The organism is Halorientalis brevis, from assembly GCF_023077655.1.
Window position 1 is genome coordinate 53435 of record NZ_JALLGV010000010.1, and the last position, 22305, is coordinate 75739.

Genomic DNA, 22305 nt, shown 5'->3' on the forward strand with positions numbered 1-22305 from the left:
TGGCGCGAGAAAAGAAAAATGACCGGAGTCGAATCCTCCGGTGACCCGTTTTTTCGGTGACTTCGGGCGGTATTTACGACGATTCCTGCTGTCCAGGGGTAACTGGCACTTGGCGCTGTGAATCCGCCTTCTGCTGTGAACTGGCCTCAGCCGTCTGTGCCTGCGTCGGTTCGCCCTCCTGATAGGGCTCGATAGCTAATTGTGGGGGTTGCTGGGCCTGCTGTGGTGGCTGTTGAATCTGCTGTGGTCGTGGCTGCTGAACCTGTTGTGGGGGCTGCTGCACCTGCTGGGACTGTGGCTGTTGTGGTGGCTGCTGTTGGATTCCGCTCTGTGGCTGTGGTTGCTGCTGGAACTGTTGGCCCTGTGGCTGGTGCGTCTGCTGGGGTTGCGCCGGCGGTTGGATGGATGCTGCCTGGGGCTGCTGCTGATATTGCTGCGATGGCTGCTGTTGCATTCCGCCGGCCGCCTGGCCGGTCTGAGCACCTAAATCCTGGCCCATCTGCTGGAACTCCTCCCGCATCTGTTGCCCAGTCTGTTGGAACTGCTGTTGCATCTCTCGGCCCTGGGATTGGGCGACTTCCATCTCGGTTTCGGCCATCTGTTCCGTGTTCTTGACGACGGAATCGAGGGTCTGCAGGTAACTGTCGACGGTGTCCTTGGTGAGCTCGATCCCCTGGCGCTGGGCGCGGCTCTGGGCTTCGAGACCGTTGACGAAGAGTTGTGCTGCGTTGCGCTGAACCTGCAGGCTCTGTTCGAGCGGGATCTGAAAGGCCTGCTGTAAGGCCCGCTGCCCGTTCGCCATCATCGATTGTTGGCCTGTGTTCCGCTGTTCGAGGTCTGTAGACTGACTCATTGTTGGATAGTTTCGAGTTCGGAGAGCGTGTGCGGCAACTGCTTCCACGACACGCTACCAGTGTAGATTTCGTGAACTGTTCCAGTAGTGTGAAAGGACACTACTCGTTCCCGGTCTCGGTCGACTGCACTACCAAGCGTTTCGTCCTCTGGCCAGGATATAAACAGTCGATATCGTTTATCGGGATAGGCTTGGACACTGGGCGGCGACGTTCAAGTAAGCCCCTTCTGTCAATATTTCCGCGTTCAGTGTGGCTCGCGTTACTTCTCGCTGGGTGCGTATTCGGGAGCCGAGCACACGATTTTACGAGAAGAAATCAGACAAGCAAGCCGCGTGCTGACTCGCAGAGACAGCCGATCCGCATTTAGCCTTGATACTGAGTAACTGATTGTTGAGGGGGAGAGATAACGATTTGCCCGTTGCTGTGGATGGCGACCTGGCAACCCAGGATCGTCAGATTGAGCGAGCCGTTGGTCCGCGGCGTCCCGTCGGGTTTGGGCTTGAACAGTTTGTCCATGGCGTCCGGATCCACGTAGTCGTTGAGCGTGAACCCGGTGTCGGTCACGTCGATCCCGGTGACGTCAGAGATTGCGTGTGCGAGCGTCGTCGTCAACTCCGCCGTCCCGCCGAACTCGTGGTGGACCACGTACGGCTGCTGCTGTTTCGGAGGGGCCTGTTGTGGCACTGTATTGAGTTCTGTATTTGATACGTTACGGTTCATCATTTGTGACGTGCTTCCGTTATAGTACGGTTACCAAAAGGTTTTCTGCTGTTACGAAATCTGACAGGATATGGACTAGCCTCGCTCGAGAAGCCTGTTTCATCCGCTGTTCCGCTCTACCTCGGCGAGTAGAGTGTGGTTACTGAGTAGTAGTCACAGTTTTCCACTCCCGATTTCTGACGAATGATTACAGATACGATGCGTCCCATCTGGTTGCTTTCCGTTTGTTCCCACAGTTGTTGCATTCGATACGGCCCATCGCGTCCATCGCGGTGTCCACCGACTCGCAGTTCCCACAGTAGAACCCGTACCGTTCTTCCAGTGCTTCGCTACTGAACACTGTGTAGAATGGTCCTTTCGCACCACGTTCAGCGTCGCTAAAACTCACGAACAGTTCTCGGTCGTTCGGCTCAGTGATCGTTTCGACGACTTCCTCCGCCGGATATCCGCCGAGTGGTTTCTCGTAAATCTGCTCATCGTAGTTGGTCTCCCCGATTGTAACCTCGCGGGTGGCCACGTGGTCGAACCCGTGCTCTTCGTAAAACGCCCCTCCGTCCTCGTTCTGGGCGAGGACCTTGCCGCGGAGTACCTCTGCGCCTTGATCTTCGATCCGATCCTGGAACTGGCCGAGCAGTTGCGTGCCGGTGTGCTCCCCGCGGAAGTGTGGCGACACGTGGAGCCAGTCTAACTCACCTGCTGGTGGATCTTCTTGCAGGAGCGCTCCTTGCACGAACCCGACGAGGTCGTCGTCCTCGTAAGCGAGTAGAAAGACCTCGTTCTCGTCGTCGAGAAGGGAACTCAACTGGGGCGCCGAATACCACTCTTCCACGATGTCGACGATGGCGTCCTCGTCGATGAAGTGTCCGTACGATTCACTGAGCGACGCTCTCGCGACGGTCGCGATCTCTTCGGCGTCCGTGCTTGCCGCGCTTTGAACCTCCATATCACCAGTTCGACGCACACGCCCTAAAGTCCCGACGCCAGTACTGCGTACCTTTATCGACGTCCGCGTTGACTGTGTTGAAAGGCTATGTCCGACGATTCTCCTGAACACGACTCGTCAGACGGGGCGCGGATGGAACTCGAACCAGACGCACTGCACGAACGTGAGAACGGGTACTTTCTCGACTGTCCGGAGTGTGGCTCGCCGGTCTCACTGATCCAGGTCATCGAGGAAGGTCGATGTACTGGCTATCTCGACGCGGACGTCACAGAAGTCGAAGGGGACGACGAGCAGCTGCAAGATCCCGCGTGTACAGCTGTTCTCTCGCTTGACCTGGTCTGGGGGTCCTGAGAGTTTACGATAGCCGGTCGGTGCCGTCTCTCCTTTTGCCGAGACACTCTCAGAGATCGCTCTCTACACGTACTTCGTCACTCGTCACTTCGACCACTGAATTGTCGGCGAGTGGATGCGTTTCGTCGCGTTTTGTTTCGTCGCTCCAGCCGAGTTTCGACATGATGGTATCCGTGACGCTCGGGTCTGGGTCGACGTAGGCGGTGCCGTGCTCGACGTTGACGATGCGGCCCAGTGTGTCGTTTTCGCGGACGACTGGCTTCCCTTCGTCTTCTTGGGTAATCTCGGTAGCCATGCTGTAGTGACTCTCACGCCACCGGTCCAATACTTGTTGCCTGCAGGTGCAAGAGGCGCGCTCCCAATAGACTGGTGACAGGAACGTCCCTGATCTGGAGACAGTCGCGCTCTGCTTTACGCCAGTACTGCTGTAAGAAGAAATAGGGAACCGAACGCCTCGGCGCCAGCGCGGTTATCGCCGACTCTGGGCGCTGATGACTTCTAGTGCGTCCGCCTGCTGGTTGCCGAGGAATACGAGCAGATCGTCAAGAGTGACGATCCCCTGCAGTGTCCCATCTTCGTCGACGATCGGTAGTCGACGGATCTTCGCGTCTTTGAGCTGTTCGAGAGCGTCGAAGACTGTCATCTCCGTCGATCCGGTGATGAGGTCGCCGGTGAGCAACTCCTCGACGTTCTTTTCGGCGATCGCGGGGCGCCCTTCCAGCGAGAGGGCTATCTTTCGGTCGGTGACCAGGTCGATCGGCGTCTTGCCGTCGTCGTCCAGAATGACGACGGAGCCGACGTTGTTCTCGGCCATGCTGCTCACCACCGTCCGAATGGGCGTATCACGCTGTGCTGTCACGACGTCGGTGACGATGAGGTCCTCGACTTTCGCTGGCTCGAAGGTCTGGCGTGCCATCCCGACCTGAGGTTGCTGCTGCTGGGGTTGGGTTCCCTGCTGCATCGCCTGGGGTTGGGGCGTCGTCATCCCTTGTGGGACACCTGGCGACGGCTGTCCAGTCGGGGGCTGCTGATTCGGCTGTGGCTGTTGGCCAGTCGGTCCCTGTGGTGTCGTTATTGTCTGCTGCATACCACCGGGTTGGCCTTGCTGTGACTGGGGCTGTTGAGGTTGTCCCTGCTGTTGTGGCTGGGTCTGTGGTGGTCCAGTCTGTCCCTGTGGTTGTTGCCACTGTTGTTGCTGTTGTGACGGTGGCTGCTGTGGCACCTGTGTTGGTTGCTGTCGTTGCTGTGGCTGTGACTGAATACCTCGTGATTGCTGTGAACCGGTTCCGCTGGGCTGTCGCTCCCGGGGCGCGTTTGGGTTATCTCCCTGGTAGTTCATTATACCCGTCGGCCGGCGCGTGACGCGCTCGACCAACCGCCTAATGGTACCACGAACCTGCTGATAAAACCTGATGCCCGTCCATCACACGACAGGAACGTCAGTCACCGACGGCGTGATGATTACCCCGCTTTTTCGTTATGAACCTATGTCTTTTGGGTCAACCCTCATGCTATCACAGGGAGTATCTCACTCAAGATGCCCACCTGCCCAGGTTGTCAACACCAGGTATCTCATCTGAAATTACCTGTACACACCCGGTTCTGTGAGGCGGTCCACGGCAAATCGTCGTGTAACGCGTCCGTAGTGGAAAGCTTCGACGCGCGTCTCAACAGGATGGAACGTCAGCTAGAGGGCCGCATTGCCGCTCTCGAAGCCGAACTCGAAGCGTCCGGTCCGCGAAGTTCACGACTTCGCTCGGCAGATATCCAGTAACGGTCCTCCGTTCGCTGTTTTATCCGGGTTTGTTTAGCCGTAGTGCTGTTTCTTCAACCCCTGGTGCTTACTCTCGACCCGCCTGTTCACGGATAGGAGGGCCACACGGTCTTACTGTTTGATTACCCTTATTCTCCTGGTTCACTCTGTATAGCGATATTTAGTTTATGGCCAATGGTCATAATATCCTACCATCGGGGTGTTGTGTGGTTGTCTGGACTGGACAACGACGAACCAAAAATGGTTGGATAAATTACCTATATCCCGAGATCACTGATATTCGCACTCTCAGATTCACCTTCAGAGTTAGTTTGCGAGTTTCACGAAAACCGATTCGGACCCTCATTCGAGGAGGAACGAATCTGCACTTTCGGCTGTGACGCGGCACTGTTGGACCGACGTGTAGATCGAGCTCAGGCCAGTACCTCGAAGCTCATGCCGACGATTATTGCGAGGATGAACACGAGCACCATTCCGACGATGATGTAGAAATGGATGCTTCGCTCATCAGTGCCTTCAGTGGGTTCATCGTGCCTGCTCATACAGAATCTTGGTCGGTCGAGACGTAACAGTTCTGTTTCAGAAAGGGTGGCCGCGCGTACGATACACGGTGGCTCTGGTCCTCTCCGATGTGTCAGGGCTACGCTCGTGCGTAACCACATCGCATGCAGTTACGGTTGACAGTGACTAGTGACATTGGGGCTCTACTGTGTCGGGCCATCGGCCAATATCGTTTTCCGGATATACTGATCAGGCCACCTACACCTTCTAGCTGATCAGTGTTGACCGTGAGAGTTATCGCATAGTTGTATCGTCCAAATTTAATGAATAGTATTCCGTATCAGTATAACCGGTCATGTTGGTGTTGAATTATTACTAGTAGATGTGGCTAGGTAGTATTGCGAGAATGTGTTACCATACAGTACTAGCAGCAAGTCTGTCTCTACAGTAATATTGGTCAATAACACTGGTCAGTATTACTGCTCAGTAGTTTCAGTCAGTATTATTAACAACATTGGTCAGAATGTCTGACGAGAATTTATGTGTGGTGTTTGTATTAGTTCGAACTGAATGATATCGTACGCGTTGTGGAGCGAGGCGGGCGGTGTCGGGAAGACGGCGCTGGCCGTCAACCTCGCGGCGGCCCATCAGCGCCACGGGCAACAGACGCTCTTGATCGACCTCGATCCCCAGAACGGCGGTGCGAGCCACCATCTCGGCGTCGACGACGAGCGGTCCGACCCCGACGTCGATAACATCGTGCGCCACCTCATCGATCGACCGAAGGGCGATTTCGAGGACCTCGTCCGAGAAACGAGCCACGGCATCCACGTCGTCCCGAGCCACAACATGCTGGACAGTCTGGAGACGAACCTCCAGCGCGCCCAGGAGATGGAACAGGACATGGGCGGCCGCTTCGTCAAGGAACTCCAGCTGCGCCGCGTCCTGCAGGACGCCGGGGTCACCGACGAGTACGACGTGCTCGTCATCGACCCGCCGGCGACGGGTGGCCAGCACGTCTACAACGCCGTTTCGGCGACCTCGAACGTCGTCATCCCGCTCGAACTGTCGCCGAAAGGCGAACAGTCGCTCCGTGGCCTCGAAGACACGGTCTCGAATCTCGAAGCCGAAGTCGACGCGGAAGTCGGCGTGGTTGCCGTCGTCCCGAACAAGGTCCGCCGAACGCGCGTCCGTGCGAAGTACGAGGAAGCCCTGGAGACGGTGTCCTATCCCGTCTCGCCGGTGCAGATTCCGGTTCGAGAGGCGATGCTGAACGGGGCGTGGGACGCACAGACGACCGCGTACGAGTTCGTCGCTGAGAACGACCGCGCCGATCGCGAACGCGAGACGCTCGAGGCGTTCGATACGCTCGCTCGGTTCATCTCCAGTCAGTTCGACGTCGAGCTGACGCCCGAGGACGTCGCCGAGGCGGAACGCGAGGTGATCGCATGAAATCGGGCGCCTCCGATCCGTTCGCCGACGACGAACCGACGCAGTCCGACGCGGAATCGGCGGAGTCCATTGACGAGGACGAAGCGGAGCCCGCAGAAACGGACACCGAACCGCCGGACTCGACGGCGACTCCCGAGCCAACGACCGAGTCGACTACAGACGAGCAGGACAGTAGTGTCACCGGGCTCAGCCGCGACGAACTCCCGTTCATCCTCCGTCGCGAGAAGGTCAAAGACGAGCGGCCGGAAGTCCACCAGCTGTTCGTCCAGGCCGACACACACGAACGGGCCGTCGAGGCCGAGCGTGACCTCGAAGCGATGCTGGACGTGGATCTCTCCCGGACCGACGCACGGGAAGCGATCTACCTCGCGGGAATGGCGAACTTGGAGGAAGCAGCCGACGTGCTTCGTCGCTGGGGCTACGACATGTAATCGGTACCGACGTCGCTCGTTGCCCATCCGCTTGCTCGTGTTCGACGTGTCGAATGACGCAAAGCAATTTATCTACCCCCCTATACAATCAAACTAACATGAGCGGATCTGGGAACCCTGATGACGTCCTCACCCGGGGTGAGATGCTAGAGCGGATCTCCGACGCGGTCGTCGTTCTCGACTCTGACTTCCAGTGTCTCTCCTGTAACGAGCAGGCCGAACAGCTACTCGACAAGGATCGCGACGACGTCGTCGGGCGCCACGTCTGGACCGTCTTTCCCGACATGGTCGGCACCGAGGCGCAACGAAAGATCGAGGCGACGATGGAGACGAACCAGCGCGAAACGTGCGAACGCTACGACGACGACGTCGACCGCTGGTTCGAGGTCCGCGTCTATCCCGACGACGACGGCGTTTCTCTCTTCTTCACGGACATTACCGAGCGCAAAGAGCGCGAACAGGAGGTCGACCGGTACGAGCGAATCCTCGGCCACCTCCCAGTCGCCATCGAGCGGGCGACCACCGGTGACGACGACGAGTTCACCCACGTGACGGAGGGGCTCGTCGAGTTGTTCGAGGCGGCGTCGACGGACGCACTCATGAATCGCGCCCCGAGCGACTTCTATGCGAACCCGGGGGAACGTGACGCGCTCGTCGAGTCGCTCCAGGCGACGGGACACGTCGAAGACCGGCCGGTCGAGTTCGAGACCGTCAGCGGCGACACAATCGAGGGAACTGTCACTGCGAGCCGCGAAGAGATCGGTGGCGACGACTACTTCGTGACGCTCTTCGAGGACAGCTCCGAGCAGTCGGGGCACACGCAGGGACTCGCCCGCGCGGACGCGATGTTCCAGAACGCACAGGAGGCGATCTTCTACATCGACGTGGGCGAGAACGCCGAACGATTCGAGTTCGATCGACTGAATCCAGCGTTCGAGGACCAGACCGGGCTGGCCGCCGACGAGATCCGCGGCGAGACGCCGCAGGACGTGTTCGGAGACGACGCGGGCGAGCGACTCTGTTCGTACTACCGCGACTGCGTCGCGCAGCGCGAACCCGTCGACTACGAGGTCGAACTTCCGGTTCCGACGGACGGATCGTACTGGCAAACCCGGATCGCACCCGTGATCGTCGACGACGAGGTCGTCCAACTGGTCGGCTCCGCGCGTGACGTCACGGAGCAGCGAGCGCACGAACAGGATCTCGCACGCTATCGGACGTTCGTGGACATCGCTTCCGAGTTCGTCGCGACGATCGACGCCGAGAAGACAGTCGAGTACGCGAGTCCCGCGGTCGCACAGATCGCTGGGCACGATCCGGCCGACCTGGTCGGCACGAACCTCCTCGATCACGTCCACCCCGACGACCGAGACGAACTGGAAACCGAGATCGGGCGGTTGCTCGGGAACCCCGCCGAGACGGTCACCCAACAGTACCGGTTCAAACAGGCCGACGGCTCGTGGGCCTGGGTCGAGTCGACGGCAGTGAACCGACTGGACGATTCGCCCATCGAGGGCCTCGTCTTCGCCACGCGCGACGTGACCGAGCAGACCGAACGCACGGAGACGCTGCGCCAGACCCAACAGCGGTTCGACCTCGCCGTCGAAGGCGCGAACATCAGCACCTGGGACTGGGACCGGGACGCCGAGGAGATCGTCTTCAACGACCAGTGGACCAACATGGTCGGACTGGCGAGCGAGGTCCCGGAGTTCGACTTCGACATCTGGGAGGACGTGATCCACCCCGACGACGTGGCCGAGGCCCGGAAGGCACTGGAGGCCCACCTCGACGGCGAGACCGAGCGCTACGACCAGGAAGTCCGGATGCGAACCGAGGAGGGCGACTGGCAGTGGGTCCGTACCGTCGGGAAAGTCATCGACCGGGACGAACACGGGAACGCAACGCGCGCGCTCGGCCTCCACATCGACATCGACGACCGGAAACACGTCCAGCAGGGCCTCTCGGAGACGACGAATACCCTCGAAGCGGTCATCAAAGCCTCGCCGAACGCCATCGTTATCGTGGACTCGGCGGGCGAGGTCGTTCTGTGGAACCAGGGCGCGGAACGGCTCTTCGGCTGGAAGAAAGACGAAGTGCTCGGCAAGCCCGTGCCGTTCCTCCCCGAGAACAAGCCCTCGAAGTTCGAACCGGTCATCGGCCAACTCAACAGCGGCGAAACCATCCAGACCGTCAAGACGAAGCGCCAGACCAAATCCGGCGAACTCCGGAAGGTGCGCCTCTCGTCGACGCGCATCGACGGGAACGACGGACTCGTCGGCTACCTCGGCATCTTCCAGGACCTGTCGTCCTCGACGAACTGAACCCGCGTCGACTGATTTTTGCCAGCGACCGTGCTGAGTATTGCGACCCTGGAGCGCCGCGTCCAGCGCTGTTCGGTTTCGGAAGGCGTTTATTAACTCGGTGTAACAACCCGGTAATGAAACGGCGACAATTTTTGCAGCGGGCTGGCGCCGGCGTCGCGTCGGCGACGATTCTCGCGGGCTGTACTGCAGCCCCCGTCGAGCAGGGGACGACGACTGGCACCCCGACCGGACCGCCGAGCGGGACGCTCACCGTCGCGACGTACTCCTCGTTCACCGGGGGGGATGCCGCGGGGACGTGGCTGAAATCCACCTTCGAAACCGAGTATCCGAAGGTGACGGTGGAGTTCACGACCCCCGAAAACGGGTTCAACCAGTTCATCCAGCGCAAAAAGCAGGGCGCCCCTCTCGGTGCGGACGTGTACGTCGGCCTGAACACCGGCGAACTCGTGCGCGCCGACGAGCAGCTCGACGACCAACTCTTCCGAGTCGTCGAAGACGACCTGGAGCGCAGCGACTCCGTGAAAGATAGCTTGCAGATCGATCCCGACGGCCGAGCGCTTCCCTACGACACCGGGTACATCTCGCTCGTCTACGACGAGGACGCGGTCCGGAACCCCGGTTCGTTCGACGCCTTGCTGGAGCCGCGATACCAGAGCGACCTCATCACCCAGAACGCCCAGCAGTCTGACCCCGGACGAGCCTTCCTCCTCTGGTCGATCCACGAGAAAGGCCCGGGCGGCTATCTCGACTACTGGTCGAACCTGCTGGACAACGGCGTGCGCGTCCTCTCCGACTGGGAACCCGCCTACCAGGCGTACACCAACGGGGAAGCGCCGATGGTCGTCTCCTACTCGACTGACCAGGTGTACTACCACGGCCCCGACGTCGACATGTCGAAACATCAGGTCGGGTTCCTCAACGACCAGGGCTACGCGAACCCGGAGGCGATGGCCGTCTTCGACGACGCGCAGAACCCGCGGCTCGGCCGGCTGTTCATGGACTTCGTGCTTTCCGAGCGAGCGCAGGCCGAAATCGCGGTCCGGAACGTCCAGTTCCCGGCCGTCGAGGGCGTCACGCCCAGCGAGGAGTTCTCGGAGTACGCGCTGGAGCCGCCGAACCCCGTGACCTTCGGGTACGACGAACTCGCTGGCAACGTCGATGCCTGGATCGACGACTGGGCGCGGCTGGTCGCGAGCAACTGATGACCTGGCGGCGGTGGGCGGAACGGCTCGCCATCCCACTGGGACTCGTCCTGACAGTCGCGGTGCTGTCGATCGTGTTCTACTATCCGGTGGGCAGCGTCTTCGTCGAGGCGATCTGGAGCGACGGCCGTCCGACGCTCGCCCCGCTGGTCGACGTGCTGACCGACCCGTTCTATCACGACCTGTTCGGCTTCACGGCCTATCAGGCGCTGCTCTCGACTGTCGCGAGCGTCGCCCTGGGGTTGCCGGGCGCGTATCTGCTGGCCAGATACGAGTTCACCGGGCGGCGAACGCTGCGCTCCCTGACGATGCTGCCGTTCGTCCTCCCGTCGATCATGGTCGCCGTGGGCTTTCTCGCCATGTTCGGCCAGCACGGCTTCCTCAACGACGTGCTCGGAGCGCTCGGACTCGGATCGGTGAACCTCCTGTTCTCGCTGGAGATCATCGTGCTCGCCCACGCGTTCTACAACGCGCCGCTGGTGACGCGGCTGGTCACGGCCGCCTGGGAGTCGGTGGACGTCCGTCGCGTCGAGACGGCCAGAGCGATGGGTGCTTCGCCGGCGCGGGCATTTCGGGACGTCGTCCTCCCGCAGTTGTTGCCGTCGCTCCTGACCGCCGCCTTGCTCACCTTCGTGTTCACGTTCATGTCGTTCCCGATCGTCCTCGCGCTCGGAGGCCTTCGGCTGGCGACCGTCGAGGTGTGGATCTTCGCGCGCGTTCAGGACCTCGCACTCGCCGAGGCGGCGACGCTGGCCACCATCGAGACGGTATTTTCGCTCCTGCTGATGTACGTCTATCTCCGATACGAGGCCAGACAGGCGGCCGGGACGAGCGGCGGGCGGCCGCTCGGCAGACGTCAACTACTGGTCGGCCGAGAAACACTCGCGGACCCACGCCGGGTCGCCCTGCTTGCCTACGGTGCGCTCGCACTCGTGGTGTTCGTCGGACCGCTCCTCAGCCTGCTCGTCGAGAGCCTGACCGGACCGAACGGGAGTTTCACCACGGCGTACTACGAGTTCCTGGTGTCTCGGCAGACGGCCGCGGCGTCGGGCACGACCAGGCCGCTGCCGGCGATCACTAACTCGCTTTTGTTCGGCGTCGGGACCCTCCTGGTGGCCGTCCCGATGGGCATCGTCGTGTCCGTCGTCGCCACTCGCGACGTGGTCGGAAGTCGCGCAGCCGAAGCGATCCTGACGGCACCGATCGCCGTCAGCGGCGTCGTCGTCGGCCTGGGACTTCTGCAGACGCTCGTGTTCGGTACGGTCCTGTTCGGCTATCGGATCACCGTGCTCGGTCCGGTCGCGATCGTCCTCGCGCACGCGGTGGCGGCGTATCCGTTCGTCACCCGGAACGTGACGCCCGCGCTCGGGAGTCTGGACGCTCGACTCGTCGACGCGGCCCGGTCCCTCGGCGCGACGCGCGTTCGGGCGCTGCTGGACGTCGAACTCCCGCTCGTCGGTGCAGCGCTGACCGCCGGGGCGGCCTTCGCCTTCGCAATCAGCGTCGGCGAGTTCGACTCGACGGTGCTGCTGGCGAGCAACGTCGACAGTTACACCATGCCCGTGGCACTGGAACGATACATCGCCAACCGCTCACTCGGGCCGAGCCTCGGCCCCGCGACCGCGATGGGGACAGTCCTGCTCGCCATTACAGCGGCCAGCTTCGTCGTGATCGACCGCCTCGGCGGTCGGTGGGAACTGTGACCGGCACAGATCGCGCTGGACGCGACGCGTCCGCCGAGCCGGGCGTCGAACTCGACGGGCTCACAGTAGAGTTCGACGGCGTGACGGCGATCGACGACGTGTCGCTCTCGGTCGCCGAGGGCGAGTTCTTCACGTTCGTCGGTCCCTCCGGCTGCGGGAAGACGACGACCCTGCGGAGCATCGGCGGGTTCGAGACGCCGGCGGCGGGAACGATCCGCATCGGCGGCCGGTCCGTCGCGGGCGTCCCGCCCGAAGACCGCGAGGTGGGCATCGTCTTCCAGAACTACGCGCTGTTCCCGAACATGAGCGTCCGGGAGAACGTCGGGTACGGACTGCGGTTCCGCGACCCGCCAGGCGGGCACTCGACGGCCGAACGCGTCGACGAACTGCTCGAGCTGGTCGACATGGCGGGCATGGGCGACCGCGATCCGACCGAACTCTCCGGGGGGCAACAGCAGCGGATCGCGCTGGCGCGGGCGCTGGCGCCTGGCCCCGAAGTCCTCCTGCTGGACGAACCACTCTCCGCGCTGGACGCGCGGCTTCGCGAGCGCCTGCGCGTGACGATTCGCGACATCCAGCAGGACCTGGGCATCACCACCGTCTACGTCACCCACGACCAGGCAGAGGCGCTCGCGATCTCCGACCGCGTCGCGGTGATGAACGACGGTCGACTCGAACAGGTCGCGCCGCCCGAGCGGATCTACCGGGAGCCGGCCTCGCGGTTCGTCGCGGAGTTCGTCGGCGACAACAACCTCTTCGATGGGACCGTGACGCCCGGAACCCCACCGAGCGCTGCGGTCGACGGCCAGTCGTTCCCGCTGCCCGACGCCGACGCTGTGCAGGCCGACGAGCCCGTGACGCTCTCGGTCCGCCCGGAGGCCATCGCGCTCGGTTCTGGCGACGCGACGCTCTCGGCGACCGTCGAGAACGTCGAGTTCCTCGGCGACGCGTACCGCCTGCACTGTGACTGGCAGGACCGCTCGATCCTCGTGAAAACCGACCAGCGTCCCGAGCCGGGAGCGACGGTGCAACTCGGCATCGACAGGGCGGACGTCCACCGACTTTGATCGCGGCTTCGGAGGCGTTTTTTGACAGCGCTCGAAGGAAAGTCCAATGAGTGATCTCGGGAAGGTCGACCGGTCCTTTTTCGACGACGTCATCGCACCGCGGCTCGGCGTCGACCGTGACGACGTCGCGCTCGGGCCGCGCCACGGCGTCGACTTCGGCGTCCTCGACGTGGGCGACCAGCTCCTCGTGACCGCGACCGATCCGCTCTCGATCCTCCCGGACCTGGGGCTCGACCGCGCGGCCCGATTCGCGCTGAACGTCTTTCTCACCGACGTGGCCGTCTCGGGAATCGCGCCGACCCACTGTTCCCTGACGCTGACCGTTCCCCCGTCGATGACAGACGACGAGATCGCGACGATCTGGCGGGGACTGAGCGACCACGCGAGCGATCTCGGCGTCGCAATCGTCGCCAATCACGTCAGCCGGGCCGCCGGCGTCGAGTCGTCGTGGGTCGGCGGGGCGACGGCGTTCGGCGTCGGCGATCGGACCGACCTGGTCAGACCGGACGGCGCCCGACCCGGCGATGCGATCGTCGTCTCGACGGGGCCGGGTGCCGAGGTCGCCGGCCTCGTTTCGACGCTCTACCCCGACGAACTCCCCCTCCCGGCGGAGACGATCGCGACGGCCCAGGCGCGTGTCGACGACATCGAGGGCGTTCGTGACGCGGCAGCTGCCCACGACGCCGGCCGGGTGACCGCGATGCACGACGCCACTGAGGGCGGGCTCCACGGTGGATTGGTCGAGATGGCCTCGGGGGCGGGCGTCCGCTTCGACGTCGACAGCGACGCCGTCCCCGTCCGAGACGGCGTCCGGCCGGTGTGCGACGCGCTCGGCGTCGACCCCTGGCGGGTCACGAGTTGCGGGACGCTCCTGAGTACCGTCGATCCTGCTGACGCCGACGCCGTGGTCGCGGCGCTCGAAGCACGAGGGACGCCCGCCGCCGTCGTTGGCACTGTCAGTGAGGGGCGTGGCGTCTACGTCGACGGCGACGAGGTCACGGCCCCGGAGACGGACCCGTCCTGGGCCGCGATCCAGGCGCTCACCGACGAGTAAGCGGGTTTCATGTCGCTCCCGGACGGACGACGACACAGGTGGGCACCACTGACATCGAACGCACGGCACCGTCTGCGACGCGTCGGACTGACGGCTGTGGGACTTCTCGCTGGCGTCGGAATCGCTTACGCGACCAAGCAGAAGCGCCAGTTCGGGAGAGAGATCGACCGCTACGTCGAATCGCTGCTTTCGGACGCCGAGCGCAGCGGCGACGCGGTCGTGACCGACGCGGACTGGGAGGACGTGCCGGCGCCCGTGCAGCGATACTTCGAGACTGTCCTCGACGACGGGCAGTCACACGTCCGGTCGGTCCGACTCCGGCAACACGGCGAGTTTCGCCTCGGCGGACCCGACGCGTCCTGGCGGTCACTCGAAGCGACGCAACACGTCACTACCGCGCCGCCTGGATTCGTCTGGGACGCCACGATCGACGTGCTGCCGATGCTCCCGGTCCGCGTGATCGACAGGTACAGTCACGGAGACGGGACGCTGGACGCGCGACTCCGTTCCGCTGTCTCCGTCGCCGATGCGGGTCCGAGCCCAGACATGAATGCCGGGGAACTGGTCCGGTACCTCGCCGAAGCGGTCTGGTACCCGACCGCGCTGTTGCCCGCGAACGGCGTCGAGTGGAACGGGATCGACGAGCGGTCTGCCATGGCGACGCTCGAACACGAAGGCGCGAGCGCGTCCGTCGTCTTCCACTTCGACGAGAACGACGAGATTTCGAGTGTGACGACCGAGCGCTACCGGCAGGAAGACGATTCCTACGCGCCGTGGACTGGGTACTTCCGTGACTACGAACGGCGGAACGGAATGCGAGTGCCGACTGCTGCGTCCGTCGAATGGAATCTCCCGGACGGCGACCTCCAGTACTGGCGCGCCAACATCGACGAGATCGTCGTCGGACCCGAGACCGCGAGATAGGCGACGGCCGTGGACGGGCCTCCCTCACGCCGAGCCGCTATATCGCTCCCCGCAAGCCTAAGGTATTACGACGAGTATTACCGGACATGAGCAAGTCGACGCGGGTCACGGAGAAGGGGCAAGCGACCATCCCGAAGGAACTCCGCGAGAAGTACGATCTGGAACCCGGCGACGAGGTCGTCTGGATGGACACTGAAGAGGGCATCGTCGTGAAGAAACGCACGCGCACCGGTGGCCGCGGCCTGCTCGTCCCCGACGAGATCTCGACGGAAAAACGCGAGGAAGTCGCGGACGAACTCAGCCAGCGGGTTCGCGACCGCCGCGATCGCAACTACGAGGAGAACTGACGTGGCGACGTACACGGCCGACGCGGTTTCGCTCCTCGTCTACCTCGTCGACGCGCTCCCGGAGCGAGCCGATCAAGTGTTCGCCGAAGCCGAAGCTGGGGAAACAGTCGTCCAGGCGCCGAGTACTGCCCTCGCCGAAGTTCTGTACTCGGTCTCCCGGGACAAAAACGTCCGCGGGATCACGCTCTCGGGCACGCCGGAGGACGCCCGGCAGGCGCTGGTTGGGAACGGCCCGATCTCAGTTGCGCCGGTGGATGACGACGGCTTGATCGAATACGCACAACTCGTGGACGAGTTCAGCATCCACGACGGGTTGATCGTCGCCAGTCACCGCGCCGAGAACACGGACGCGATCATCACGAGCGACGGAATCATCCGTGATGCAGGCTTCGAGACTGTTTGGGGGTAAAGTCGAGCGCACTACTGGAACCGTGACAGCGCTTTGGAACGCTACCGCGCGTCCTCGAATTCGTCGTAGTCGTCGATGTCGGACGCCTGCATGAACTCCCAGACGTTCGTCGGTTCGACGGACTCTGGGTCGGTTCGTGCACGATTCGACCCATTCATATAATTTAAACGTCAATTAATCCGATGTCATCGTGTAAACGGATGGTTGGCGAACGATACGACGGTGCGTGCGGAGATCAACGGGAATACCTATTCCGTGGCTGGCCGTGCCAGCGCGTATGAAGGACATCGTTCGGGCGAACTTCGACGCCAGCGTCGATGCCTACGATGCCTACGAACGACGAACTGGCCGATTCACCGCTCTGGCGCGCTTGCTGGCTGCTGAAATGGATTCCCGCGGCGGCTCCCTCGATGCAGTCCTCGATGCGGGAGCCGGGACGGGCGTGAGTACGCGCGTGTTCGCCGAGGAGTCCACGCGGACGGTCGCGCTCGACATCAGCCGCGAGATGCTGCGCGAGATCGAGTCGGCACCGCGCGTCGAGGGCGATTTCGACCACCTGCCGTTCGCCGATCGGTCGTTCGACGGCGTCGCGTTCACTGCCTCCCTTTTTCTGGTTCCCGACCCCGCAGTTGCAATCCGTGAGGCCGCGCGCCTCCTCCAACCAGGGGGTGTCGTCGGCGCCGTCGCACCGCTCGGCTGGGTCACTGGCGACGGTACGGACGTCTTCGCCGACCTCGAACGAGACTCGCGCTCGCCGACCGGTGCGGAGGAGGTCGAGGCCGCCCTCGAAAGCGAGTTCGCCGTCACCACGGGAACCTGGCGGTTCGCGACGACCGCCGACGACCTGCGGCTCTTCCACTCCATCCCGGCGATGGCCGCGCGCCTCTATCCGAAGCTCTCGGCCGAAGAACGCGTCGAAAAAGCCCGCGACCTCCTCAATTCCCTCGAAGGTACCTTCGAGCAGCGATGGCGATGGATCGTCGGCGTCACCGAATAGATCCCGGCGTGAATCGGTTCGCCTGCAGTGACTCGGAATCGTTACTCTGCGTGCTCGCGTTTCAGCGAGAGAGCAGTTCGATCGAACTCACAGACGAGCGGCTCGTCTTCATCGTTCACCTTGAACACCTCGACGTGCATCGTGACGATCCCGCGTTCGCCGTCGCTGGTCTCTCGTTTGTCCGTCACCGTCGACTGGACGCGGATCGTGTCCCCGTGGAAGACGGGATTCGGATGCTCGACGTTGTCGTACGAGAGGTTCGCGACGATGGTCCCGTCGGTCGTGTCCGGGATGGTCAGCCCGACGGCCAGACTCATCGTGTAGAGCCCGTTGACCAGCCGCTCGCCGAACTGCGTGTCGGCCGCGAACTCGGCGTCCAGGTGGAGCGGCTGCTGGTTCATCGTCATGTCGCAGAACTGCTGGTTGTCGCTCTCGCTGATCGTCCGGCGCTTGTCGTGTTCGATGGTCTCGCCGACCTCGAAGTCCTCGTAGTAGCGTCCTGTCATTGTTGCCCTCGTGTGTATTAGATGATCGTCCCGTGTTTCTTGTCCGGGATGTCCTTCTCGACGGTCTCGTAGAACGCGAAGCGGTTGGTGAGTTCTTCCCGAAGGCTGCTCGGGGGCACGATCTCGTCGACGACGACCTCGCTGGCCATTCGGTGGATGTCGATGTCCTCGCGGTACTCCTCGCGGAGTTCCTGCTCTTTTTGCTTGCGTTCTTCTTCGTCCTCGATCTCGGAGAGCTTCCGAGCGTAGACGGCGTTGATTGCCGCTTCCGGGCCCATGATGGCGATCTCCCCGCTCGGCAGCCCGATGGTCGATTCGGGGTCGTACGCCGGGCCGGACATCGCGTAGATACCCGCGCCGTAGGCCTTCCTGACGACGACCGACTGTTTGGGGACCGTCGCCGAGGAGGTCGCGTAGATCATCTTCTTGCCCTGTTCGAGGATCCCTTCCTTCTCGACGGACGATCCGGCCATGAAGCCCGGCGTGTCACAGAGGTACAGCAGCGGGACGTTGTAGGCGTCGCAGGTCCAGATGAACTGGGCTGCTTTCTCTGCGGCGTCAGGGAAGATGGCGCCGGCGCGGTGGTTGGGCTGGTTGGCGACGATCCCGACGGGGCGTCCGTCGATCCGAGCGAACGAAGTGATGATCTCCTTGCCGTACTCCGGTCGCAGTTCGAGCGTGGAGCCGGCGTCGACCACCCGGTCGATCACGTCGAACATGTCGTAACCCTTGTTCGGTTCCTGCGGGACGATCGAGTCGATCCCCTCCGGCGAGAACTGCGGTGCTTTGCCGCTGGTCTGTGGCGGCTTCTCGTCGGAGTTGTCGGGGAGGTAGCCGATGAGCTGGGCGACGAGTTCTCGGGCGTGTTCCTCGTCGTCGGCGACGAGGTCAGCGCTCCCGGAGTACTGGGAGTGGACGTCCGGGCCACCGAGATCGTCGAGGCTGATCTCCTCGCCGGTGACCATCTCGACCATTCGCGGGCTGGCGATGGCCATCGCGCTCATGTCCCGGACCATGACGGTGAAGTCGGCGAACATCGGGGTGTACGCCGCGCCGGCGATACACGGCCCGTACAGCACGCAGATCTGCGGAACGCGTCCCGAGAGCATCGAGTGGTTGTAGTAGTACTTCCCGATCCCTTCGCGGTTGGCGAAGAAGCCGGTCTGCTGGTCGATGCGGCCGCCCGAGGAATCCATCAGGTAGAGGACCGGCCGGCCGGTCTTCAGCGCGCGCTGCTGCATCCGGAGGAACTTCTCGACGCCCTTCGCGGCCATGCTCCCGCGCTTGACCGTGTAGTCGTTGGCCATGAAGTGCAGATCGCGGCCCTCGAACTCTGCAGCGCCCGTGATGAGGCCGTCAGCCGGCAACTGATCGTCGTCGTCGAACGCCGCGAACTTGCCGTCCTCGAACAGGAAGTCGTTGCCGTCGCCGGACTCCGTCCGGCTGCCCGCCGAGGTTCCCTCGGAGTTGAACCACAGGTCGATCCGGTCGCGGACGAACAGCTTCCCGTCCTCGGGCAGTTGCTCCTTGTACTTCTCCGGGCCGCCCTCGAGGATCTCCTCGATTTCGTCCAGCAGCGCTTCCTCGCGCTCGGTCGGGCCGAGGTCCTCGTCCAGCGCTGTCTCGGCCGACTGCTGTGCGCTCGCCTCGCCGTCGTACGACGCGCTGCCGACCTCTTCGCCGCTGTCGACGACGAGGATCACGTCGTCCCGAAAGTGTTCGGCCAGCGCCTCGGCGATCGCCTGCGCCTCCGATTCCGTCGTCTCGTCTGATACTCTGATTCGCATGTGTGTTCACTCCAGCGTAACGAGGGTGTCACCCATATCGACGGAGTCGCCCGCTGCGATCGGGACGGCGTCGACTGTCCCGCTGGTGGATGCCACCACGTCGTTTTCCATCTTCATCGCCTCCAGCACGCAGACGACGTCGCCCTGTGCGACCTCGTCGCCCTCCTCGACCTCGACTGAGAGGATCGTTCCCTGCATCTCGGCGGTGATCGCGCCCGCAGCGGCGACGTTGGGGTTCCCGCTGCCGGACGACCCACCGGCACTCCCGTCGGACGTGGCACCGCCGTTCGGTGCCCGCGGGAGCCCGTCTTCGATGACGACGTCGAAGCGTTTGCCGTCGACTTCGACGGCGATTTCGTCCGTCGAGGTCTGGTCGCCGTCAGCACTCGCTGCCTCGCTGCCCCATCGATCGACGGCTCTGTCGAGTTCGTCGTCGTCGAGTTCCTGGTCGAGGTACTTCGTGGTGTGCTCGCCGGCCACGAAGGTCTCGTCGTCGAGCATCAGCCGGTGGAAGGGGATCGTCGTGTGCACGCCCTCGACGTCGAAGTGGTCGAGCGCTCGCTTCGAGCGTGCCAGACAATGCTCGCGGTCCTCTCCGGTGACGATGAGCTTCGCGATCATCGAGTCGTAGTCGCCCCCGATCTCGTCGCCCTGGGCGACTGCGTGATCGAGGCGGACGCCGATGCTCGTCGGTGGCTTGTAGGTTTCCAGCGGCCCCGGCGTGGGCGCGAAGTCGTTCGCCGGGTCCTCCGCGTTGATGCGGTACTCGATCGAGTGCCCGTCGATCTCGACGTCGTCCTGGCTGAAGGCGAGTTCCTCGCCGGCGGCGACGCGCAACTGCCAGCGGACGATGTCGATGCCCGTCACTTCCTCGCTGACGGTGTGCTCGACCTGAATCCGGGTGTTGACCTCCATGAAGTAGAACTCCCCGTCCTCCACGAGGAACTCGACGGTCCCGGCGTTCGTGTAGCCGGCTTCTCTGACGCCCTGTCGGGCAGCTTCGCCGATCTCCGCGCGGAGGTCGGCGTCGAGCGCCGGACTGGGGGCCTCTTCGATGACCTTCTGGTGGCGGCGCTGCAGCGAGCAGTCGCGCTCGCCCAGGTGACGGACGTTCCTGTGTTCGTCGGCGAGCACCTGCACCTCGATGTGTTTCGGGGCTTCGAGGTACTTCTCGACGTACACCGAGTCGTTGCCGAAGTAGGCTTCGCCCTCGCGCTGGGCGCTTTCCAGGGCGTCCTCGACTTCGGCTTCGCTACGGACGATCTTCATGCCGCGGCCGCCACCGCCACCCTCGGCTTTGATGGCGATGGGGTAGCCGAACTCCTCGCCGAGATCGCGCACTTGGTCCGGATCGTCGACCGGCTCGGTCGTGCCGGGGACGACCGGGACGCCCGCTTCCTGCATGACGGTCCGGGCCTTCGTCTTCTCGCCGAGCGTTTCCATCGCGTCGCTGGGCGGACCGACCCAGGTGACGTCGTCGGTTGCCTCGACTTTCCGGGCGAACTCGGCGTTCTCAGCCAGGAAGCCGTAGCCGGGATGGATCGCGTCTGTACCGGCGCGCTCTGCGACGTCGATGATCTCCTCCTGGTCGAGATACGAGTCGCTCGCCGGTGCCGGGCCGACGTTGTACGCCTCGTCGGCGTAGTCGACGTGGCCCGCGTTGCGGTCGGCGTCGCTGTAGACGGCGACCGTCTCGATGCCCAGTTCCTCACACGCTGCCATGACGCGGACGGCGATTTCGCCGCGATTGGCGACGAGTACCTTCTCGAACATTAGTAGGACTTGGGGAAGCCGAGTTGCTGGCTGATGTGGTTGTACGCCATCTGCTGGGAGACCGGAGCCAGCCGCGTGAGGTTGATTTCGCGCCACCAGCGCTCGACGTCGTACTCCGTGGCGTAGCCCCAGCCGCCGAACGCCTGCATCGACTGCTTGACCGCCTCGATGCCGGCGCTGACGGCCGTCGCCTTCGCGACGTTGGTCTCGTAGCCACACTCCTCGCCCTGATCGTAGAGCCAGGCCGCCTTCTCGCGCATCAGCGCCGCCGTCTCCATCCGCGCGTACGCCTGCGTGATGGGGAACGAGACGGCCTGATGGGAGCCGATCGGCGCGTCGAACACCTCGCGGTCGTTGGCGTACTGGATGGCCGTGTCGGCGGCCAGTTTCCCGATGCCGGTGCCGGCGGCGGCGAACCCGATGCGTTCGGGGTTCAGCATGTCGACGAGTGCCCACCAGCCGTCGTCTTCCTCACCGAGAAGGTTCTCTGCGGGCACGCGGACGTCCTCGAGGAAGACCTCGCAGGACTTCGAGTAGTTGATGCCGTGCTTGGAGATCGGCGCGACGTCGATCCCGGGGTCGTCCATGTCGACGATGAACAGGCTGATGCCGTCGGTGCCGCGGTCGACCTCCTCGCGGGGAGTCGTGCGCGTGACGATGATCATGTTGTCCGCGCGGTCGGAGAAGGTGATCCACGCCTTCTGCCCGTTGAGGACGTATTCGTCGCCCTCTTTCTCGGCGCGGGTCGCGACGTTCAGCGTGTTCGTCCCGGCCTCCGGCTCGGTGATGCCGATGGAGAAGTTCCGCTCGCCGTTGGCGATGTCCGGGAGGTATTTCTCTTTCTGTGCCTCGGTTCCGTTCTCGCGGATGCCGACGGCGGCCATGCCGGCGGTCAGCACCAGGTACCAGGTGCCGGCCATGCCGCAGCCCTCGGCACAGAGCGTCTCCATCGCCAGCCCCATCTCCTGCATGCCCATGCCGGCCCCCTCGTACTCCTCGGGGACCAACAGGCCGTGGAAGCCAGCCTCCGCGAGTTCGTCCCAGAACCCCTGAGCGAACTCCTCGTTTTCCTCTTTCTCGCGCCAGTACTCCGGTCCGAACTCGGCCGCCACGTCCTCGGCGGTCGACCGAATCATCGAACGTTCCTGTGTGGATTCGAAATTCATTGATTGTCTCGATCGGTGGG

Annotated in this window: 22 protein-coding genes; 12 read left to right on the forward strand and 10 right to left on the reverse strand. The window is 63.2% G+C overall.

Translation table 11 applies throughout. The features are described from left to right. Positions 1-73: 73 nt before the first annotated feature. The 3 genes from MU553_RS21335 to MU553_RS21345 form a co-directional block, all read right to left on the reverse strand. Complete coding sequence (locus tag MU553_RS21335) at positions 74-853, reverse strand: hypothetical protein (RefSeq protein WP_247381450.1); 780 nt, start codon at positions 851-853, stop codon at positions 74-76. Positions 854-1217: 364 nt separating this feature from the next. Next, entirely contained in the window at positions 1218-1538 is a 321-nt protein-coding gene (locus MU553_RS21340; RefSeq protein ID WP_247381451.1) for a HalOD1 output domain-containing protein, read from the reverse strand. A gap of 223 nt (positions 1539-1761) precedes the next feature. Then, complete coding sequence (locus tag MU553_RS21345) at positions 1762-2517, reverse strand: GNAT family N-acetyltransferase (protein ID WP_247381453.1); 756 nt, start codon at positions 2515-2517, stop codon at positions 1762-1764. Between the two features lie 87 nt (positions 2518-2604). Between MU553_RS21345 and MU553_RS21350 the strand changes: the two genes are divergently transcribed. Further along, positions 2605-2868 (forward strand): hypothetical protein, encoded by a 264-nt coding sequence (locus MU553_RS21350; RefSeq protein WP_247381455.1) that lies wholly within the window; start codon positions 2605-2607, stop codon positions 2866-2868. A gap of 49 nt (positions 2869-2917) precedes the next feature. Here MU553_RS21350 and MU553_RS21355 read toward each other — a convergent pair whose 3' ends face one another. From MU553_RS21355 to MU553_RS23680, 3 genes are all read right to left on the reverse strand, one after another. Continuing rightward, complete coding sequence (locus MU553_RS21355; RefSeq protein WP_247381457.1) at positions 2918-3163, reverse strand: PRC-barrel domain containing protein; 246 nt, start codon at positions 3161-3163, stop codon at positions 2918-2920. A 174-nt stretch (positions 3164-3337) separates the two neighbouring features. Next, the gene (locus MU553_RS21360; protein WP_247381459.1) at positions 3338-3853 is read right to left on the reverse strand and encodes a CBS domain-containing protein; all 516 of its coding nucleotides are present in this window, start codon (positions 3851-3853) and stop codon (positions 3338-3340) included. Positions 3854-5055: 1202 nt separating this feature from the next. Then, complete coding sequence (locus MU553_RS23680; protein WP_282594409.1) at positions 5056-5184, reverse strand: hypothetical protein; 129 nt, start codon at positions 5182-5184, stop codon at positions 5056-5058. A 529-nt stretch (positions 5185-5713) separates the two neighbouring features. Between MU553_RS23680 and MU553_RS21365 the strand changes: the two genes are divergently transcribed. The 11 genes from MU553_RS21365 (at position 5714) to MU553_RS21415 (ending at position 17053) form a co-directional block, all read left to right on the forward strand. Continuing rightward, positions 5714-6595, forward strand: coding sequence for a ParA family protein (locus MU553_RS21365; protein WP_247381461.1), 882 nt, complete (start codon positions 5714-5716; stop codon positions 6593-6595). After that, complete coding sequence (locus tag MU553_RS21370; RefSeq protein WP_247381463.1) at positions 6592-7026, forward strand: DUF7970 domain-containing protein; 435 nt, start codon at positions 6592-6594, stop codon at positions 7024-7026. Before MU553_RS21365 ends, MU553_RS21370 begins: the two co-directional genes overlap by 4 nt. Before the next feature lie 98 nt (positions 7027-7124). Then, a complete protein-coding gene (locus MU553_RS21375; RefSeq protein ID WP_247381465.1) occupies positions 7125-9347 on the forward strand; it encodes a GGDEF and EAL domain-containing protein in 2223 nt (740 codons plus the stop codon). A 116-nt stretch (positions 9348-9463) separates the two neighbouring features. Beyond that, complete coding sequence (locus MU553_RS21380; RefSeq protein ID WP_247381467.1) at positions 9464-10552, forward strand: thiamine ABC transporter substrate-binding protein; 1089 nt, start codon at positions 9464-9466, stop codon at positions 10550-10552. Further along, the gene (locus MU553_RS21385; protein ID WP_247381468.1) at positions 10552-12255 is read left to right on the forward strand and encodes an ABC transporter permease; all 1704 of its coding nucleotides are present in this window, start codon (positions 10552-10554) and stop codon (positions 12253-12255) included. The genes MU553_RS21380 and MU553_RS21385 overlap by 1 nt, the downstream gene beginning before the upstream one ends. Then, complete coding sequence (locus tag MU553_RS21390; RefSeq protein WP_379814687.1) at positions 12243-13322, forward strand: ABC transporter ATP-binding protein; 1080 nt, start codon at positions 12243-12245, stop codon at positions 13320-13322. The genes MU553_RS21385 and MU553_RS21390 overlap by 13 nt, the downstream gene beginning before the upstream one ends. Before the next feature lie 46 nt (positions 13323-13368). Continuing rightward, a complete protein-coding gene (locus tag MU553_RS21395) occupies positions 13369-14376 on the forward strand; it encodes an AIR synthase family protein (protein ID WP_247381470.1) in 1008 nt (335 codons plus the stop codon). A gap of 96 nt (positions 14377-14472) precedes the next feature. Next, positions 14473-15300, forward strand: coding sequence for a DUF6920 family protein (locus MU553_RS21400; protein WP_247381471.1), 828 nt, complete (start codon positions 14473-14475; stop codon positions 15298-15300). Positions 15301-15386: 86 nt separating this feature from the next. Continuing rightward, positions 15387-15647, forward strand: a complete 261-nt coding sequence (locus tag MU553_RS21405; protein WP_247381472.1) for an AbrB/MazE/SpoVT family DNA-binding domain-containing protein — start codon at positions 15387-15389, stop codon at positions 15645-15647. Between the two features lies 1 nt (position 15648). Then, on the forward strand, positions 15649-16056 hold the full coding sequence (locus tag MU553_RS21410) for a PIN domain-containing protein (protein ID WP_247381473.1): 408 nt from the start codon (positions 15649-15651) through the stop codon (positions 16054-16056). 277 nt (positions 16057-16333) lie between these two features. Further along, positions 16334-17053: a class I SAM-dependent methyltransferase gene (locus MU553_RS21415; protein ID WP_247381474.1), complete on the forward strand. Its 720-nt coding sequence runs from the start codon at positions 16334-16336 to the stop codon at positions 17051-17053. A 41-nt stretch (positions 17054-17094) separates the two neighbouring features. Here MU553_RS21415 and MU553_RS21420 read toward each other — a convergent pair whose 3' ends face one another. Genes MU553_RS21420 through MU553_RS21435 form a run of 4 tightly spaced genes read right to left on the reverse strand, consistent with a single transcriptional unit; the run spans position 17095 to position 22285 of the window. Next, positions 17095-17577 carry a MaoC family dehydratase gene (locus MU553_RS21420; protein WP_345893428.1) on the reverse strand — a complete coding sequence of 161 codons (483 nt, stop codon included), beginning with the start codon at positions 17575-17577 and terminating at the stop codon, positions 17095-17097. After that, positions 17577-19346: an acyl-CoA carboxylase subunit beta gene (locus MU553_RS21425; RefSeq protein ID WP_247381476.1), complete on the reverse strand. Its 1770-nt coding sequence runs from the start codon at positions 19344-19346 to the stop codon at positions 17577-17579. The genes MU553_RS21420 and MU553_RS21425 overlap by 1 nt, the downstream gene beginning before the upstream one ends. A 6-nt stretch (positions 19347-19352) precedes the next feature. Then, positions 19353-21119: an acetyl-CoA carboxylase biotin carboxylase subunit gene (locus tag MU553_RS21430; protein WP_247381478.1), complete on the reverse strand. Its 1767-nt coding sequence runs from the start codon at positions 21117-21119 to the stop codon at positions 19353-19355. Further along, positions 21119-22285, reverse strand: a complete 1167-nt coding sequence (locus tag MU553_RS21435) for an acyl-CoA dehydrogenase family protein (RefSeq protein ID WP_282594410.1) — start codon at positions 22283-22285, stop codon at positions 21119-21121. Before MU553_RS21435 ends, MU553_RS21430 begins: the two co-directional genes overlap by 1 nt. Positions 22286-22305: the final 20 nt, after the last annotated feature.